Annotated in this window: 16 protein-coding genes; 7 read left to right on the top strand and 9 right to left on the bottom strand. The window is 53.8% G+C overall.

Going from position 1 to position 17,221, the window contains the following annotated elements; translation table 11 throughout:
- The first annotated feature begins 115 nt into the window (after nt 1–115).
- Entirely contained in the window at nt 116–997 is an 882-nt protein-coding gene (locus tag CGL_RS00705) for an EamA family transporter (protein WP_011013416.1), read from the top strand.
- Nucleotides 998–1,028: 31 nt separating this feature from the next.
- On the opposite strand, the gene CGL_RS00700 is transcribed toward CGL_RS00705, so the two are convergent.
- The 6 genes from CGL_RS00700 to CGL_RS00675 all read right to left on the bottom strand — a co-directional run bounded on the left by CGL_RS00700 (nt 1,029) and on the right by CGL_RS00675 (nt 9,708).
- Nucleotides 1,029–1,787: a sulfite exporter TauE/SafE family protein gene (locus tag CGL_RS00700; RefSeq protein WP_003857192.1), complete on the bottom strand. Its 759-nt coding sequence runs from the start codon at nt 1,785–1,787 to the stop codon at nt 1,029–1,031.
- An 82-nt stretch (nt 1,788–1,869) separates the two neighbouring features.
- Nucleotides 1,870–2,937, bottom strand: coding sequence for an ankyrin repeat domain-containing protein (locus tag CGL_RS00695; RefSeq protein ID WP_011013415.1), 1,068 nt, complete (start codon nt 2,935–2,937; stop codon nt 1,870–1,872).
- Nucleotides 2,938–2,982: 45 nt separating this feature from the next.
- Entirely contained in the window at nt 2,983–4,716 is a 1,734-nt protein-coding gene (locus CGL_RS00690) for an ArnT family glycosyltransferase (RefSeq protein ID WP_011265470.1), read from the bottom strand.
- 3 nt (nt 4,717–4,719) lie between these two features.
- The gene (locus tag CGL_RS00685) at nt 4,720–6,183 is read right to left on the bottom strand and encodes a glycosyltransferase (protein WP_011265469.1); all 1,464 of its coding nucleotides are present in this window, start codon (nt 6,181–6,183) and stop codon (nt 4,720–4,722) included.
- Nucleotides 6,180–7,721, bottom strand: coding sequence for a hypothetical protein (locus CGL_RS00680; RefSeq protein ID WP_011013412.1), 1,542 nt, complete (start codon nt 7,719–7,721; stop codon nt 6,180–6,182). Before CGL_RS00680 ends, CGL_RS00685 begins: the two co-directional genes overlap by 4 nt.
- Before the next feature lie 43 nt (nt 7,722–7,764).
- On the bottom strand, nt 7,765–9,708 hold the full coding sequence (locus CGL_RS00675; protein WP_011265468.1) for a membrane protein: 1,944 nt from the start codon (nt 9,706–9,708) through the stop codon (nt 7,765–7,767).
- Between the two features lie 262 nt (nt 9,709–9,970).
- On the opposite strand from CGL_RS00675, the gene CGL_RS00670 reads away from it, so the two are divergent.
- From CGL_RS00670 to CGL_RS00655, 4 genes are all read left to right on the top strand, one after another.
- Entirely contained in the window at nt 9,971–10,393 is a 423-nt protein-coding gene (locus CGL_RS00670) for a hypothetical protein (RefSeq protein WP_020948494.1), read from the top strand.
- On the top strand, nt 10,311–10,997 hold the full coding sequence (locus CGL_RS00665) for a hypothetical protein (RefSeq protein ID WP_227747738.1): 687 nt from the start codon (nt 10,311–10,313) through the stop codon (nt 10,995–10,997). Before CGL_RS00670 ends, CGL_RS00665 begins: the two co-directional genes overlap by 83 nt.
- A 36-nt stretch (nt 10,998–11,033) precedes the next feature.
- A complete protein-coding gene (locus CGL_RS00660; protein WP_011013408.1) occupies nt 11,034–12,308 on the top strand; it encodes an MFS transporter in 1,275 nt (424 codons plus the stop codon).
- A 90-nt stretch (nt 12,309–12,398) separates the two neighbouring features.
- Nucleotides 12,399–13,544, top strand: a complete 1,146-nt coding sequence (locus CGL_RS00655) for a winged helix-turn-helix domain-containing protein (RefSeq protein WP_006283847.1) — start codon at nt 12,399–12,401, stop codon at nt 13,542–13,544.
- On the opposite strand, the gene CGL_RS00650 is transcribed toward CGL_RS00655, so the two are convergent.
- Both CGL_RS00650 and CGL_RS00645 read right to left on the bottom strand, forming a co-directional pair.
- On the bottom strand, nt 13,528–14,088 hold the full coding sequence (locus CGL_RS00650) for a gamma carbonic anhydrase family protein (protein ID WP_011013406.1): 561 nt from the start codon (nt 14,086–14,088) through the stop codon (nt 13,528–13,530). The genes CGL_RS00655 and CGL_RS00650 overlap by 17 nt on opposite strands.
- Nucleotides 14,085–14,690 carry an HAD family hydrolase gene (locus CGL_RS00645; protein WP_011013405.1) on the bottom strand — a complete coding sequence of 202 codons (606 nt, stop codon included), beginning with the start codon at nt 14,688–14,690 and terminating at the stop codon, nt 14,085–14,087. The genes CGL_RS00650 and CGL_RS00645 overlap by 4 nt, the downstream gene beginning before the upstream one ends.
- A gap of 110 nt (nt 14,691–14,800) precedes the next feature.
- Between CGL_RS00645 and CGL_RS00640 the strand changes: the two genes are divergently transcribed.
- A complete protein-coding gene (locus tag CGL_RS00640; protein WP_011013404.1) occupies nt 14,801–15,700 on the top strand; it encodes an alpha/beta hydrolase in 900 nt (299 codons plus the stop codon).
- Between the two features lie 10 nt (nt 15,701–15,710).
- Here the strand turns inward: CGL_RS00640 and CGL_RS00635 are convergent, their stop codons facing one another.
- Complete coding sequence (locus CGL_RS00635) at nt 15,711–16,367, bottom strand: DUF1801 domain-containing protein (RefSeq protein WP_011013403.1); 657 nt, start codon at nt 16,365–16,367, stop codon at nt 15,711–15,713.
- 89 nt (nt 16,368–16,456) lie between these two features.
- On the opposite strand from CGL_RS00635, the gene CGL_RS00630 reads away from it, so the two are divergent.
- Nucleotides 16,457–17,026, top strand: coding sequence for a DNA-3-methyladenine glycosylase (locus CGL_RS00630; RefSeq protein WP_011265466.1), 570 nt, complete (start codon nt 16,457–16,459; stop codon nt 17,024–17,026).
- Nucleotides 17,027–17,221: the final 195 nt, after the last annotated feature.

Here is a 17,221-nt window from a genome sequence, read left to right as displayed (position 1 = left end):
TAATCCTGTTGCACTGGCCAGGTTCGGTTAGTGCGCGATCTCCCTGATCTCTGACTCATACATCCAATAAGATCCAGACATATGCGAAGCTAATGAAGGAAACGAGGAGCTGATAGTGGCAACAAATCGTACATCTTCCGCTGGTGTCATCACGTCTGTTCTCGCATCCGCTTTGTTCGGAGCGATCTTTTTCATCTCTGGGGCGATTGAGGCAAAGGCGGAAACACTTGTTGCTTGGCGTGTCCTTCTAACAGCGGCATGCTATTTGCTTGCCCTTCTGCACCCTGCTGGTCGGAAGGTGTTTAAGGAATTTTGGGACACACTAAGGTCCCAACCTCGTCAAATTCTGTACTTTATCTTCCTCGTTGTACTCATCACGCTTCAGCTGTGGCTGTTTTCTTGGTCGCCTAAGAGTCATGCTTTAGATGCCTCACTTGGTTACCTGTTACTGCCCATTTTCCTAGTAATTGTGGGGCGGTTTTTCTTCGCTGATTACATCACCAGGCTGCAGTGGATTGCGGTGGGAATCGCGCTGATCGCAGTAACCTTGAAATTTGTCATTAGTGCGCAATTATCGTGGGTAACTTTTGCCATCGCTGCGGGTTATGCACTGTATTTTGCGCTTCGTAAATACTCGGGGCTGAACAACGCTTTTGCTTACGGCGCAGAAGTTTTAGCGTTAAGTCCCCTGGCATTTTTCATGCTCGCCACTGTCGAGGATCCGCTGTCTAACGCCATGTTGTCAATGGTTATTCTGGCGGGCCTCGCTGGCGCATTAGCTATGGCGTTGTATCTAGCCGCCTCAACTCTGCTTAGTATGCCGATGTTTGGCCTGCTCAGTTATGGTGAACCAATCTTGCTGTTTGTTGCAGCACTATTACTTGGTGAAACGTTGAATCTCAGCGACGCCATTGTCTACTCACTACTGGCGTGCGCCCTGGCGTTACTGGGATTTGATGGGATACGAAGGTCTCGAAAAAACCTCGAGACCGATTAACTTCTGCTCAACTTCCCACCAATTAAGACCGCTAAACCAATTCCATGATGCCTCGGAACAACACCACTGCGGCACCAGCTGCTGCCAGGAGCGTAGCGATGCGCTTGGCCATTGGGGTGGACACCTTAGCGTTGACGATTTCACCCAACCAAGCACCGACAAAGATCATCGCTACGGCACCGATCCAGAGCCATGCGGGTGCGCCACCGAAATCGAGTCCACCGATCAAGATAACCTTGAGCAGGAACGATACGGTGTTGGCCACGAGTAGAACTGGGTGCAAGGTGGCCACAAAGTCGCGGTAATCCCAGCGGCTCAGGCGCGCATAAACAGTCAGGGATGGCCCTGCGATGCCTGCAACAGTGGACATGAATCCACCAATCATGCCGAAGATGACCATAGGCAGTTTAGCTTCTTGCTTGAGTGCGAATTTCTCTGTTGGGAACAGGGAAACACCCAACGCGAGCAGCACCATCGCACCAACGAAAATCAACAGCCATGGTCCGTTAAGGAAATACACCACTGCAACAGCAGGAACAGAACCAAGCACCAAAGCGCCGGCAAGAATTCGGAATTTGGCCCAGTCAGTGCGTTTGCGCACCGACCACGCATTATTCACCGCGTTGATGATGGACAGACCATTCACCATGGTCACGCCTGCTAGCGGCCCTAACAAAGAAGTCAGGACTGGGCCGGTAACTAGACCGACGCCCAATCCTGTCATGCGTTGGAGAAGAGCACCGATGAGGACTGACGCGAGAAGTACAATAGCGATGGTTAACACGATCAATCAGAATAGGCGCTCTACGCCCACCCCACCTAGTCGAGAGGTAAGCCTTTACCCCTCAATGGACCAAACTCAAACTCAACGTTCAGCGCTTGTAGTCAACCTCTCCCAGTGGCAGCGGTTGTGGGTTTTGTGCGACCCATTTGGTGGCCAACCGTGGAAGGGTGTCGATCTCCTCCTCGGTGGGTTCTCCTTTGCGCACTGATTTAACGGCCGCAGCCAGTTCTTCTAATTCTGGCTCACCCAAAGGAACGCCCTGCTCACAAATGTGGTTGAGAGATTTGGCCATGCGTTTGAAGTCTTTGTCCCAGTTGACGCCACCGTTGCCGTGAAATTCGTTGGATACTCGTCCGGCAATTCGGATGGCTTCGCCTTGCAGGGATTTCGCTTTGCCCATTGCGGGAACGAGGAGATCGTAGCCTTCGATGAATTGTTCTTGCCAGGTATCCCCAGGCAGTTCTATTGGGCTTACTCCGTCGTGCAAAATTGGTGTGTTGGCGCGGAGTTCTTCGGGGATGTCGAAACGATCGTAGAGCCAGATCATGTCCGCAGATGCTTGGTCGACGGATTCTTCGTTGTAGACTTCCCGGACATCTTCGAATCTTTCACCCATTGCGATGATGCGTTCTTGGGTTTCTCGGAATTCTGCGTCGGTGAATTCTGTGCCGGAAAGTAGCTTGGTTATTTCTGCTAGTTCGATGATTTGTCCGGTGTCGGCGCTTCGAATGACACGCATCAGCGGCGTGGTGCCGTCGTTGGCGCGCGAGTAGGGGTCGGCGCCGGCGTCGATAAGCTTTTTGAGGTTTTCTGGGAAGAAGGCAGCGGAGTAGGCAACCGATTCGCCTTCATTGTTGACTGCGCAGACATCGGCGCCGCGTTTGAGCAGAAAATCGGGGCTTAAGTTCCAGTCATGGGAGTGCACGTGCAGCGGGGTGTCGCCGTCTTCGTTGCGGATATCCACATCGAGGCCCTGGTCAAGCATCCAAATCTTGAATTCTTCAGGTACTCCACGCATGTGGAGGGCAGTGTTGCCATGACGGTTTTTGGCGTCGAGGGCGCGCTCGGTGAAGACCTCTTTGAAAGCGTCAAAATCGCCCGATTCGACGATTTTGTCAAAACTTCGGGGAAGTTTGTCCTTCAGCTTGCGGGCCATGACTCTCCTGGATATGGAAAAACAACAACGGTAGTTACAAAGAGTCTACGACTGTTCAGGTGTGGTGAGCACCCGATAGAGGCGCCAATTTGGTTGTCCTTGGCCTTGATTGATGAATTCGATTTCCATCGTGGCGATGTGGCTGCCGGTTTCATACATGTCTGGGTAGCGCAGGTTGATCGGGTCGGTGGCGCCGCGACCTTCGCGTGGGAGGGCGAGGATGTACTTAACGCCGTGCTCAGCGGGTTCGTTGAGGGTGGTGATGAAGTCTTCGTCGGAGGGGATGATGAATTGCTTTTGGTTGTTTGATGCGGTGAGGACGGCGAAGCCGTAGGTGGTGGAGAGAAGGACTTCGCCGTCTCCAAGGTTTAGGGAGTCGACGAAATCGGCGACATCCATTTCAGTGGAGAAGGTGTTCAGGGTGTGGACGGCGTCCTGCGATGGCGATCCCATGTTGAAAACTAGTTCTTGGATGGCATATTCCTGGGGCGCCCAGTTAGCACTGCTCATGCCGTACAGGGTGATGCCGGTGCCGCCGAAGATCGCGAGAACTAAAACACCGGTGATTGTTTTGGGCACGTACTTGCCGGTGACGCGATCGCGGTAGCACGCACCTGGTCGCAGTGAGGGGAATCGGTGGCGGGGCGGGATAATTTGGAACAGCAAGATAATGGTGAGCGGCAGGGCGGTGAGGAAAAAGCGCAGCAGGCCGAAGGTAGATCCAAGTGAGTAGGTAATGATTTGGAAGAACACCACAGAGCCGATGAGAGCTAAGGGGATGATGGGTTCGGGGTCGCGGCGTCGATAAGCAAAAAAGACTGCAACTACTGCGACGAGTAGGAGAGCTGGGGAGATGAGGAAGGTGCGGACGGAGGCGTCGAAAAGCGCTTGGGGCCCTATGGCGCCGCCGCCGGATGCTGCGATGATCGCAGCGTTGCCGTCTGTGGAGGTGAATTGGGCAAAGAGTTCGCCGGTAGTGAGCCAGCTGGCGCCAGTCCAGGCGACGAAGGCGAAGCCGATCGGCCAGACGAGGAGCAGCATGTCGACAAGTGCGAATCCGATGCGGTCGCGGAAGCCACGGCGGTATCGTGCGCGCCATGTCATAAATCCGACAGTCCACATGGCTACGAAGGCCATGATGAGGGCGTCATAGCGCGCTAAAAACGCCAATGCCAACGCAAAACCACAGGTAATGAGGTCGTGGACGTCGTCGGTAGAAGTCCAGCGAATCAGCCTGCGCACCGCCCAGAGAGTGGCGTAAATGAACGGAGCTTCGCTCATTCCCGTCGCGCCGTACAGGATGATCATTGGGTTAAGTGCATACAACAGAAGGCCTACCACCGCGAGCCAATACCGGATGTTACGCTCGCTGGCAATCAACCACAATTGCCTCACTGAAGCCGCCATGAACACTGATGACACCAATGCGCCTGCCAACCCGGCGCGCGTGAATTCCGGGACCCAGGGGCTCAGCGCCACCAATGGAATCTGCAACACGGTGGTCAGAGGGGTAAACACGTAACCGATCGCCGACAACGTGGGGTTGCGCGAGTACAGCGCGGATAGGGCGCCCTGGGTGCGCGAGAGCGCGTCGCCCCAGAAATACCCAACGTCCAGCGCGATCCACAGCGCGGCGCACCAGTACAGGGCAAGGCTTGCAGCAAACCAGAAATTTGCTTGTCGACGCCACCCTCTACGGTGTTCAAACCCTTCGATCTGCGAACTCGCCAGGACGGGCGCGCGCCTGGGCAGTGCCGGCATTGGTTTGACGATGGGCACCGCTTACGCCTCCAATCCGTGGGCAGTTTTCTCCCAATAGGATGGTCGCGTGATCAATTGCCACGTGCCTTTCAACGCTGCAATGCTCATGAGCAGCCAATACAGCGGGAACGTGAGAACCGCGATGAGCAGCAAGGGGTCGCGGCCTTCCCGGCAGCCAATGAGATTCATAAAGATGGTCGCAGCATTGCCCACCACCAAACACACCAACGCTGGGTAGTACACCGCAGGTGGGAACATCTGCTCAATGGTGCCGGGCTGGCCCAGAATCCACGTGAGCGACAAGTACCAAAAGAGCAGATTGAGCACCGCAATGATCGGGGTGCCTGCCATGAGGAAGGTAAAACGCACAGCAGGAATGATGCCAAGCTCTTGGACTAACCACTTTGGCCTGCGCATATACACAAGCCATGTTTGCAGATAGCCCTTGTACCAGCGAGAACGCTGGCGCAACCAGTTGATGGTGTCGGAGTTTGCTTCCTCCCACGTCACCGAATCCAACACCGCGGTGGAATATCCCTTTGCCGCGATGCGTACGCCGAGGTCCGCATCTTCTGTGACATTGAAAGGATCCCACGCGCCGAGATCTTTCAGGACACCCGTGAGCAGATGGTTGGAGGTACCGCCCAATGGGACAGGTGCGTTCATGCGCATGACGCCTGGCAGCAGGAAGTTAAACCACACGTCATATTCAATGGTGAACCACGCAGTTAGCAGATTCTGCCTGGCGTTTCGATACGACAACCTTGACTGGACGCACACCGTATTGGAAGCCGAGCGTTCAAATGCCACCACCACGCGACGCAGTTGGAGGGGATCTGGCATGTCTTCCGCGTCAAAGATCGTGACAATTTCCCCCGTGGCAAAGTGCAATCCATAGTTACAGGCCTTCGGCTTGGTGCGGGGCTGCGCTGGCGGCACCTTAATGATCGTTGCCACCTGATCCACTCCCGCTGCCTCTGCCGCGGCGATCGTGGGCAGATCATCTTCCTCCAACATGAGCAATACCTGCAGAAGATGCTTGGGGTAATCAAAAGCGTGCATGGATGCCAGCAGCTGCGCAATCACCTCAGGTTCGCCATAGGCGGGCACCAACACCGTGTAGGTTTTCAGCTTGTCCTCAGGGAAAGCCAGCGCATCTTCATCCGATACCTGGATGATGGATTCCGCGCGGATACCTCTGGAAAACATGATAAATCTGTCCAACAATGTAATGAGGTACATGAACGTACACGTTGCTGACAGTCCAATAAGTGCTGCTTGCCGAGCAAAAATGAGCATCAAGATAAAGCCCACCACCACAGCAATGAAGGCGACTTTCTGCCCTCTAGTAAATGCAATCGAGGCAGAGAGTAGCGGATCGCGCACCCTTAACCCTTCAATGGCATCAATCAGTGCAGCCTTTTTCTTCTCCTCACTCGCGTTGAGGGGAAGAATTTCACGGTAGCTGAGATCTTGTTCCATCATGACCTCCCCACCTGTTGTTCTGCCACGATCTGACGGCCAACTTGGCTGACCAGGTCAAGATCTTTCAATTGGGTATTGGTATCGATGGTCACGTCATTTCCACGGAACAAAATGGTAGCCACCTGGATAAACATTCTGGTAACCGATGGTGCAAGCTCCGGGAACTTCGCTTCTGCGCGGTGATCATCCACCGCGATGACGGAGATCTTCTCCACGGTGTTGTTGGTGGTCTGCCATTCAAAAACCAGCTTGGTGTACGTCAAGAAGTCAGTTTCATCGAGCACCGTGTAGGCGCGTCCGTCCACGCCGTATCCCAGATCCACCTGGACGGTATCTGACTTTCGACCTCTCAGAGTGGAATACAGCGTCTCGTCACCAAAGGCACGCTGCTGGAACCGTTCCGCCGATTGGAGGGTATCCACCACAACAGTTCGGTCGAGTCCATCTGGATCCCACGCCTCGTTGTAATGATCTGCCGTCATCGTCTGCCTAAGCAGAGAGGAACCGGGGCCGAAGTAGCGCGAAGCCCAGTTGTAATACTGCACATCGTCGATGTGCCAACCAATAGGTGCGATAACACCTGGGGCAGGCTTTGCCAGCATTTGAAGCCCGGGGAGGTTGTTGACGCGCTCCACATAAGGAGTAGGAATCCACGCCAAGAGTGCTGTCGCAACCACGACCGCGATAAGCGCGGGTCCGGCTTTTTCCACCGTGGGTTGTCTACGACGAATTTTCCACTGACCAAGCCTCCAACGCGAAGACACCAACACCACAGTGATGGTTGCCAGCACTGCTGGGACCAAGGTGAGGAACTTACTGCCATCGGTCAGCGCCCACACGATGATGGCAATAATGACGCCAAACAACACCGTCATCAGTGCCAAATAGGTGGCCTGAACCAGGTCCCTGTTGGAGGACACCAACACCGCAAGAGACAGTCCAATGATGTTTGCCATCACCGGGCCCCAAAAGCCACCACCGAAAATCACCGAGATGATCAGGTGTGCCACCGCGTTGTAGCCAAACAGCAAAATCCAGCCGGGTGCAAAAGAAAAGGTAGAGCGCATGCCAAACACCAGGCCGGAAATACCAAACGCAAAGAATAACAGTGCGAACATATCCAAGCGCAGCAGAGTTTCCCAGTCCACAAAACGTGGCAGAAGCTGGCTCTTAATCGTGATGGCTATCAGTACGACAATGCCACCAATGATGTAGTCGACTTCGCGGTCGTGAATGTTCAATGCACGAGCACGCTTGCGGTCCAGTCCGATAAACAACACGATCGCCATGAGCACCACAAGTAGTGAGTAGTTGGCCACGCCGATTCGGAGGTTTTGCCACATCAGCACAAAGCTCTCATAAAAACCAATGATCAAACAGGCAATGGCAATGATTCCGCGAAAAACATATGTCCGTAAGCTGGGTACTTCCATCTGCGCATTGCCAGCTTGCGGTTCTGGATCAACGTCTGAAACTTCAATTTCAGTACCGTCAGAAAGCTCGATCGGTTCTAGAGGTTCTAGCGACGGGTTACTCATGGACCCAACCTCCTCCCCTGCGTTCTACTGGGTAAAGAAGAAATCATTTGTATCCTTTTTGCGAACGCCTGGACACTGACACCACGGCTGCGACAATCAGGGCAATGACCACAAGGCTGACGCCGATCGCAATAAAGGCTGTGGCCGATCGACCAGGCTGATCTGGGGCTTCCACGGTGGTCAATTGCACAGGTTCGCGGTCTCGGACTTTGACAATCAGGTCGCCGTTGAGATCACTCCAGCGTTCGCGGTCTTCTCCCATCCACGAAATCAAGGCATCCAAATCGGCGGGGTTGTCCTGGGAACTTGCCACAATCACCGTGCGCTTCTTATCGGCATCCCACACGGCCTGAATGGAACCGACAACAAGCGCAGCGTTGGTTTGCAGGGATCGGGTGAGTTGTTCGCCGTCCGCATTTTGGTCGTTCTTGCTGGTGATCTCTAGGGTTTGGCCTTGTTGGGCGAGGTAGCTTGGCACTTGATCAGTCTTTGCGCCCGCAGCATCAATGAAAATTGTTGGGCGCTCGCTGGCTACGGCTTCATCCCAGTTAACCAGGTGTGGGCGGATGCGCTGGGAGCTCATAGATTGAATTCCCAACACTACGCTGACAGCGCGGGAGAGTTCCTGCACGCTGGGATCAGCAAACGCCACGTCCACACGAGGTTGGAAGGACTGCGGTAGGGACCGGAAGCCGTTGAGTACAGGAACATCTGAATGTTGGGAGGTGACAAGGCTGTCGGAATCAATGTTGAGGCCTACGGGCTGGGTGACCCCACAATTAACGTCGCCGGTGCTGGTGAATTCCACGACGATCGCCGTGTAGCGGTTGACCAAGTCTCCAGGAACGTTGAACTCACGGTCAATGATGCCAGTGTCATCGGTGGTCAAGGAGTCCAACACGGTGTCACCAATGGAGAACGTGATCTGTCCTGCATTTTGGGGTGGCAATGGGGTGTAGGTTCCCGTTATGTGCAGGTCCATGGACTGCGAGTAGGTCCGCAGGCGGGAGCGTTCAATGCCCAAGGTGACGCTTGTGCGCGCAACTGATTCAGAGGTGAGCTGCGTGATACCCAGTTCTTGGAGGGTGGCCACATCTGTAGAAAGGTTGGGCACATCACCAAAACCTGAGGCCGTTACTTCGGTGTCTACGGCAAGTGGCAGGGTTGCGTCGGTAAGCAAGCGCGCTTGATCGTAAAGCTCGTCGGCGTTGCCGTTCAGGCGCAAGAATGCATTGTCTTGGCCGGGATTGACCAATTCGGTTTTTTGCGTGTTACTTTCTGTTGCCTCGTCAACCAGCACAATCTGGCGTTCAAAATCTTGAGGACGTGTAGGAGGAGCATCGGTGCCGGTTGGAAGCGTTTCTACGTTGACATCCAGACCTGATCTTCGGTACACCGAATCCAGGGAGGTCGCAACCTCTAACGTGGCTTCTTGTACTGCCTCAGAGGGGTTTTCCGGGACGTAAATTGTCAACGCGCGCAGCACTGACGGGAAGTAATCAGCCACCACAGCTGGGTTAATCGTCGCCCCTTCAAAGGTGACGTTTCCGTCTAAGAAGCGGACTTCCTGCTCCTCGTAGCACCACTGGTTGTTTACAGGATCCAACATGGCGCGCAACCAAAAGGTGGCGCGGCCGTCTTCGACAGGAACGCTTTGCAGCGGAACCTCAATGTGTGCTCGGGAATCATTAACTTCTAGGCGCAGGGTGTGAAAGAGCCGGTCACCGTCATAAAACTCCACGACGCCGCCAGAAAACTCGGCAGGAATCTGCAGCGTTCCACTCAAGCTTTGGGGAACAGTGCCTGCTGGTACATCAAAAGCTAACGGTAATTCTTTGGCGAAGTTGGGTACGGCGATATCGTCCGAGGAGCTCAACGCAGAAAGAGGCAAACTGGGGTTGATCGTTGCTCCCAGCACGGGTGGGGTGATCCCGAGCAGTAAGGAAGCGCTTAAAGCGGTGCTCAAAAATACGGATTTAATTTTCACAGGAGCTTACCGATTCAACTTTCACATCAAAAAAAAGGGGGACAAATTTCTACATGAAATTCGACGAGATGAATGCTATTCATTCTTGTCTTCAGCCACATCTATTCGAAATGAAATCCTACTGAATCACCAGCTAGTCCGCCTAGGTAAAAAAGGCGTAATTAACTTATTTATACATAAAAACACAATAAAAACCGCACACGCGGCGAAACTTCAATAAATCCCTAGACTGCAAAAAATGGTTAGGCTAACCTTATTTCCAATGAATGTGAATCAACAGTTGGGAGCCCGCACCGCCATGAACCACCCTGAGACCGCAACCGTCCTTCGCTCCATCTCTGACATGGTTAGCACCGAAACCAATCCGCGCCGTAAAAGCCGCCTCGAGCAGCTCATTTACGCCACCGCCAGCGCCTGGCCCCACTACCCCATTGCCCACGCAGCCCAGGCCGCGGTGCAATTAGCCAGGCCAATGCGGGTTTTTGAGCTCCAGAGCTTTGAAGGCGTCAAGCACGCACTCCACCACATCGATCTTCGCCCCGCCCTCGAATGGGACATCATGGGATTTCCCGAATCCCCCGACACGCTGCCCATTTTGCTCAGTGACCTGCGCGACCCCCCTTACGCCACCACTGCTGTGCCACCTCAATCCACGCCACGCTCCGCTCACCGATCCACACATTGACGCTTCCAGGCGCCACCGCGGTCCCTTCCACGCCACTCCCAGCTACGCAGGCTTTCACCCCTCATTTACCGACGACACCGCCCGCATGCTGGGCAACCTAGCCAAAATTGGCGCGGTTGCCACCTGGGAAAAGACGCTTGTCGACGCCGCAAGCTGGGCCGAACTCCCCCACCCACCAGTCATCGTCGGGGATACCCCGCCCTCGACTGTCACGCCGGACAACGCCTGGTACCAGTTTCGCGTCGGCAAGCATCTTGGTCGCGATGCGTTCGCGGAAATCGTCATGTGCCTTGGCCACGTGTTTTGCCATCATGTCCCCCAGGTATGGTCGACAACCTGCGCATCTCAGGACGCTGATTCCACCACGATGCTCATTGAAGCCGAGACCGCGGGGGCATTGGCCATCGCTCGCGTCGGCGGCCCGACCCGTCGAGGTGGTTCCTTCTTCGGCGATGCCCTTCTCAAAGAGGGGACGCCACTTCCTGCTGGTTTCCGACTAGATGTTGTTCTACACGCCGCCTCAGAAATTGAGGATCTGCTGCGCGGTGACACCACAGCCGTTGTCAGCGGCGCTTGGTCTGTGGAGGATCGCCGAGGTTACTAACAAATAGGCCCAACAAAGAGGTCTAAGCTCTACCTGGTGAGTTTCCGAGATATTTTCGCTGACACCAGACCGCTGAAAGAACCGGCCTTCAAACGCCTCTGGCTTGGCAATGTTGCCACCGTCATTGGTGCCCAATTAACTGTTGTTGCCGTTCCGGTGCAGATTTACCAAATGACTGGGTCCTCCGGCTATGTGGGCTTGACCGGGCTTTTTGGCCTTATTCCTTTGGTTATTTTTGGCCTTTATGGTGGATCCATTGCGGATGCTTTTGATAAACGCATCGTGCTGATCTGCACCACGATCGGCATGTGTGTCACCACTGCCGGTTTTTGGGTGCTGACCATTTTAGGCAATGAGAATATTTGGCTCCTGTTAATAAACTTTTCTTTACAGCAGGCATTTTTCGCGGTGAATCAACCCACCCGAACGGCGATCCTTCGAAGTATTTTGCCGATTGATCAATTAGCGTCGGCAACATCACTGAATATGCTGCTCATGCAGACCGGCGCAATCGTTGGCCCGCTGATCGCAGGTGCGTTGATTCCGCTGATCGGTTTCGGGTGGCTGTATTTCCTTGATGTTGTCTCCATCATCCCCACACTGTGGGCTGTATGGTCACTGCCTTCGATCAAGCCATCCGGCAAGGTGATGAAGGCTGGTTTCGCCAGTGTGGTGGATGGCCTGAAGTATTTGGCTGGCCAACCCGTGTTGTTGATGGTGATGGTGCTGGATCTTATCGCCATGATTTTCGGCATGCCACGTGCGCTTTACCCCGAGATCGCAGAAGTGAACTTCGGTGGGGGTGACGCCGGTGCAACGATGCTGGCGTTCATGTACTCATCCATGGCTGTTGGCGCAGTTCTTGGCGGCGTGCTGTCTGGTTGGGTGGCCCGGATTAGCCGCCAGGGTGTTGCAGTTTATTGGTGCATCATCGCCTGGGGCGCAGCCGTTGCTTTGGGTGGTGTGGCAATTGTTGTCAGCCCCGGCGCGGTGACTGCGTGGGCGTGGATGTTCATCATCATGATGGTCATTGGTGGCATGGCTGACATGTTCAGCTCGGCAGTTCGAAACGCTATTTTGCAGCAGTCTGCTGCGGAACATGTGCAGGGCCGAATCCAAGGTGTGTGGATCATCGTCGTGGTGGGTGGACCTCGTTTAGCTGACGTCCTTCACGGTTGGGCCGCTGAGCCCCTCGGCGCAGGTTGGACGGTATTATGGGGCGGAGTAGCGGTGGTTGTACTCACTGCAATTTGTATGGTGGCGGTGCCTAAATTCTGGAAATACGAGAAACCAAAAATTACCGGCATCTAAATACTTATCCATGCCCATTTACAGACAATGCGGTCTAGATAACAAGACCCCTATTAGACAGCGTTGTCTATGATTGGCTATGGTTTACCTATGCCCAATCAGGCCCACTTCTCTGCGTCCTTTGCCCGCCCCTCTACCCCGGCTGCAAAGTGCATGCACCATATCCGCCTCGGCCAGCAACTCATTAGAAATGAGCTGGTCGAGGCCACAGGTCTGTCCCAACCGACTGTCACCCGCGCAGTCACCGCTTTAATGCAGGCAGGTTTGGTTCGTGAACGCCCTGATCTCACACTCTCATCGGGCCCTGGTCGTCCCAATATTCCTCTAGAACTCGCTCCAAGTCCATGGATTCATGCAGGCGTGGCAATCGGCACCAAGTCTTCCTACGTCGCTTTGTTTGATACCAAGGGTCGCACCCTTCGTGATGCCATGCTGGAAATCTCAGCAGCTGATTTAGATCCAGACACTTTCATCGAACACCTCATTGCTGGTGTCAACCGCCTCACCACTGGTCTTGATCTACCACTGGTAGGTATTGGTGTTGCCACCTCAGGAAAAGTCACCAACGCAGGCGTTGTCACCGCAAGCAACTTGGGCTGGGATGGCGTTGATATCGCTGGCCGCCTGAACTACCAATTCAGCGTTCCAGCAACCGTGGCATCAGCAATTCCTGCCATCGCAGCTTCTGAACTGCAGGCTTCCCCACTTCCCCACCCTGAGCAGCCAACTCCCATCACCTTGACCTTCTACGCCGATGACTCTGTGGGCGCGGCCTACAGCAATGATTTGGGAGTACATGTCATTGGACCACTGGCTACAACTCGTGGATCAGGTTTGGATACTTTGGGCATGGCTGCCGAAGATGCGCTGAGCACCCAAGGTTTCTTAAGCAGGGTTTCTGATCAGGGTATCTTTGCCAACAGCCTTGGTGAGCTAGTCACCATTGCTAAAGACAATGAAACCGCACGGGAATTCCTCAACGATCGCGCGACCCTGCTGGCTCACACTGCCGCAGAAGCTGCCGAAACAGTTAAGCCATCCACCCTGGTTCTCTCGGGATCGGCGTTTTCCGAAGATCCACAAGGTCGGTCGGTGTTCGCTTCCCAATTGAAGAAGGAATACGACGCAGACATTGAGCTCCGGTTGATCCCCACCCACCGGGAAAACGTCCGCGCAGCAGCTCGAGCAGTCGCACTTGATCGACTACTCAACGAGCCACTTACTCTCGTACCCTAACCTCATCTAAGCTCAGTGCTTCCGCGATGGAAGCCTGGGCTTTTGATGTTTCTACATAGCGGCCCGCGTGGGGGATAAATGACTGGGACTGGGCGTCGTCAAGCAATCTGCGCACTTTGGCCGGAACCCCGGCCGCTAAAGCTTTCGCCGGGATTTCATGGCCCTCCAGCACCACCGCACCAGCGGCAATGAGTGCGCCGGCGCCGACGTGGCTGCCGGAAAGCAGCGCAGATTTCATGCCGACAAGCGTGCCGTTGCCCACCGTCGCGCCGTGAACAAGCGCCATGTGGCCGACCGTGACATCGTCGCCGAGGGTGCACGGCGCATCGCCATCGACGTGGAGAACACAATTGTCCTGGACGTTGGTGCGGGCGCCGATGGTGATTTTGTTGACGTCACCGCGCAGGACAACGCCATAAAAAATGGACGCATCCGGGCCAATCTCGACATCCCCGATAATCGTGGCATTCGGGGCAATCCATGCGCTTTCATGGATCCGCGGAACTTTATCGCCGAAAGGCAAAATCAGTGGTTGAGGTGTCATTCCTGAATGCTTTCTTTTAAGGAATCTAAGCCAGTGAAGTGAATTGTGCTGAGACCTTCTTCGCGCGCTGCCTCAATGTTACGCACGCGATCATCAATAAAGGTCACATCCTCAGCTTTTTCACCAAGGGCCTCAAGTGCCACATGGAAAGACTTCGGCTCCGGCTTCGCCGCGCCAATATCGCACGACAAAGTCACCGCATCAAGCTGATCAAGCCACTCCGAATTGTGCTCCTTCAACAGCTTGGCCAACCCCTCCGGAATATTCGACAAAATTCCGATGCGGTGGCCTTTCGCCTTCAACGACAACACATAATCAACCATGTCCTGATCACGCTCATAAAGGCCCCTGTAGTCAGCCGCGATGACCTCCTGGATATCCAAAAACTCCAAACCCACCAATAGTTTGATCTGATTCCAATAATTCACCTCACTCACGCGGCCGGCATCCAGATCCAGACGAAGCGACTCATAAACCTCATGCAGCTTGTCGTTCTTGGACGGCTCCCCCACCGCACGCGCAACCCGCTCAAACTGCGCCGCACCATGCTCCTTGATGAGAACACCATAAAGATCAAACAGAAAAGTACGAGTCTTAGACATCGAAGGCTCCTTTCTAACCTGCATCCAAGCCTAGGTGGAATTGAGATGACGCGTCGTAGAGATCGAAAACTCAACCAAATTTCTTGCCTAAGGCTTCTAGGATTGTCGTTATGCTCCTTCACCCAGATGCGCAGTTTTATATCGATACCTTGCCCACTCTCAGCGCGGAGGAGCAGGTGAGTTTTGGTAAAGACGCTCCTGTTTCAGAGGCTGATGCAACCCATGTGGCGACAGATCAAGATATTGCTGGGGTGCCGGTGAGGGTTTATACGCCTTTATCTGGGGCTGGGGATTTGCCGTGTTTGGTGTACTTCCACGGCGGTGGCTGGTCCGGCGGCACCCTCAACATGATCGATGCCACGGTTCACTCTCTAGTGGTTGGCCTGCCGATCATCGCCATCAGCGTGGACTACCGACTTGCACCCGCACACCCATTTCCAGCGGCTATCGACGACGCGTTTGCAGTGGTCAGTGCCGTATTGGATGGGGTGTCTGGGCTGAGTATTGATACTTCCCGAGTGGCAATTGGCGGTGACAGTGCCGGTGGAAATATTGCCGCGGTTACTGCACAACAGCTGCGTGAACGGGCTGTGGGTTCTACTCCTGTATTGGCTCACCAGGTGCTTATTTTTCCGGTAACTGATGTTTCCACTACATCTACGCCGAGCTATCTCACATTTGGCAAAGATTGCTACCTGACAAAGGACGCGATGGAACGCTACATCGAACAATATGCCGATGGGCACGACCGCACCGACCCTCGACTCTCACCGCTACTGGCATCTGATTTGAGCGACCTCCCACCCACCACCATTGTGTACGGCGAATGCGACGTGTTAGCCCATGAAGTGCGAGCCTATGGACAAGCTCTACTAGAGGCTGGAAATTCCGTGACGATGACTGAATTCAAAGGACAGATCCACGCCTTTATTAACCTAGGGGGAATCAGTTCCGATGCGCGGGCTGCTCGACGACTCATCCGCGCCGAATTGGAAGCAGCACTTTGTTAAAGGTTGAGATTTAACATTCGCCAGGTTCCGCTTCCCAAGAAATACGGATCATTTCCTCAAGCACCTCAAGATCAACATCCTCTGGTTTGTTGATATATAGGCAGGACACACCAACAGAATGCTTACCCAATTTCTTCAGAAGTTCTCGAGACGCAGGCGCACTGGTTAGTCCATAAAGTGAAATCTTTGCCTTTCGCGGACTGAAACCCACACGAATAGTGATCCCTTCCCTACCCGTGGCATAGCGATAATGAACTCGCCCATAACCAACAATCGAAGACCCTGCTACATAAGGTTTCTGGCCTGTCGCTCTGTTGAAAATTTCCAACAACAACCGGCCGTGGGTAATTCTGCGAGGAATGTCTAGGTTTTGAATGAAGTACTCTGGGGATTCTGAGGTTTCTGTTGCCTCTGGTGCTGCAGAATCTAGCGTTGTCCACGTCGCGGTGCGCTGTTCTGCCTCTGGCACTTTACCGCCAAAGCTCATTCTCTTCTCCACCAGCGCTGCTTGCAATCGCTCCAAAGTACGTGCGCCAATTCCTGACAGACCAGCCACTTCTTCGTAATTGGTACCTGCAAGCGATTCCAGATCTTTAAACCCCGCAGTGCTCAAGGCTTTTCGAGCGGAGATAGTAACTCCGGGAATGGACTCAAAAGAAGTGCTCATGCCACTGATCTTAAAGTGCCGGGTAGATGTACGCCTTGGTTACTTTTGCGTGGTGGGACTTTAGATCAGTTCGACCTAGAATCGGCGCCATGCCTATCGACTTCCTCCAACCCGCCGATATTGTTGCCCCACAACTTCTGGGATGCACACTCACACATGGAGGCGTTGGTATTCGTATCACCGAAGTGGAGGCATATTTAGATTCGACCGACGAAGCTGCACACACCTACCGTGGCAAAACCCCAAGGAATGCCGCGATGTTTGGCCCCGGTGGTCACATGTACGTCTATATTTCTTATGGGATTCACCGAGCGGGAAATATTGTGTGCGGGCCAGAAGGAACAGGTCAAGGCGTACTTCTTCGTGCTGGTGAAGTGGTTTCAGGGGAATCAATTGCACAGAGCCGACGAGGGGAAGGAATTCCTCATGCACGTCTTGCGCAAGGCCCAGGAAATTTTGGACAAGCGCTCGGTTTAGAAATCAGCGACAACCATGCTTCAGTTTTTGGTCCCTCATTTTTAATTTCTGACCGTGTTGAAACACCCGAAATTGTGCGAGGCCCCCGCATTGGCATCAGCAAGAACACCGAAGCACTTTTAAGATTTTGGATTCCCAATGATCCAACAGTCAGTGGTCGCCGAGGGTATCCGAAGGAGTAACTCAATCCACTAATTCCGGTAAGTTTCCTATTTAACAAACAAGCTTAATTTGTAAATTAAAGATAAAGTCTTAAATACCTTAATTGACAAAATGACAACTTTTGTCAATTAAGAACGGTTAAGGCAACTTCTAAACTGCAAATTGGCCATTTTTGTTTATAAAGGATTTGACATGGACTACAGGACTCTGGAGAA

The organism is Corynebacterium glutamicum ATCC 13032 (assembly GCF_000011325.1).
Classification (GTDB): domain Bacteria; phylum Actinomycetota; class Actinomycetes; order Mycobacteriales; family Mycobacteriaceae; genus Corynebacterium; species Corynebacterium glutamicum.
This window is presented reverse-complemented; position numbering and strand designations above follow the sequence as displayed.

Excerpts from the sequence above, each read along its gene's own strand:
- CGL_RS00655 (WP_006283847.1), top strand. The coding sequence starts at position 12,399 with ATGCCCAATCAGGCCCACTTCTCTGCGTCCTTTGCCCGCCCCTCTACC.
- CGL_RS00685 (WP_011265469.1), bottom strand. The coding sequence starts at position 6,183 with ATGATGGAACAAGATCTCAGCTACCGTGAAATTCTTCCCCTCAACGCG.
- CGL_RS00645 (WP_011013405.1), bottom strand. The coding sequence starts at position 14,690 with ATGTCTAAGACTCGTACTTTTCTGTTTGATCTTTATGGTGTTCTCATC.
- CGL_RS00640 (WP_011013404.1), top strand. The coding sequence starts at position 14,801 with ATGCTCCTTCACCCAGATGCGCAGTTTTATATCGATACCTTGCCCACT.
- CGL_RS00695 (WP_011013415.1), bottom strand. The coding sequence starts at position 2,937 with ATGGCCCGCAAGCTGAAGGACAAACTTCCCCGAAGTTTTGACAAAATC.
- CGL_RS00650 (WP_011013406.1), bottom strand. The coding sequence starts at position 14,088 with ATGACACCTCAACCACTGATTTTGCCTTTCGGCGATAAAGTTCCGCGG.
- CGL_RS00670 (WP_020948494.1), top strand. The coding sequence starts at position 9,971 with ATGAATGTGAATCAACAGTTGGGAGCCCGCACCGCCATGAACCACCCT.
- CGL_RS00630 (WP_011265466.1), top strand. The coding sequence starts at position 16,457 with ATGCCTATCGACTTCCTCCAACCCGCCGATATTGTTGCCCCACAACTT.
- CGL_RS00635 (WP_011013403.1), bottom strand. The coding sequence starts at position 16,367 with ATGAGCACTTCTTTTGAGTCCATTCCCGGAGTTACTATCTCCGCTCGA.
- CGL_RS00680 (WP_011013412.1), bottom strand. The coding sequence starts at position 7,721 with ATGAGTAACCCGTCGCTAGAACCTCTAGAACCGATCGAGCTTTCTGAC.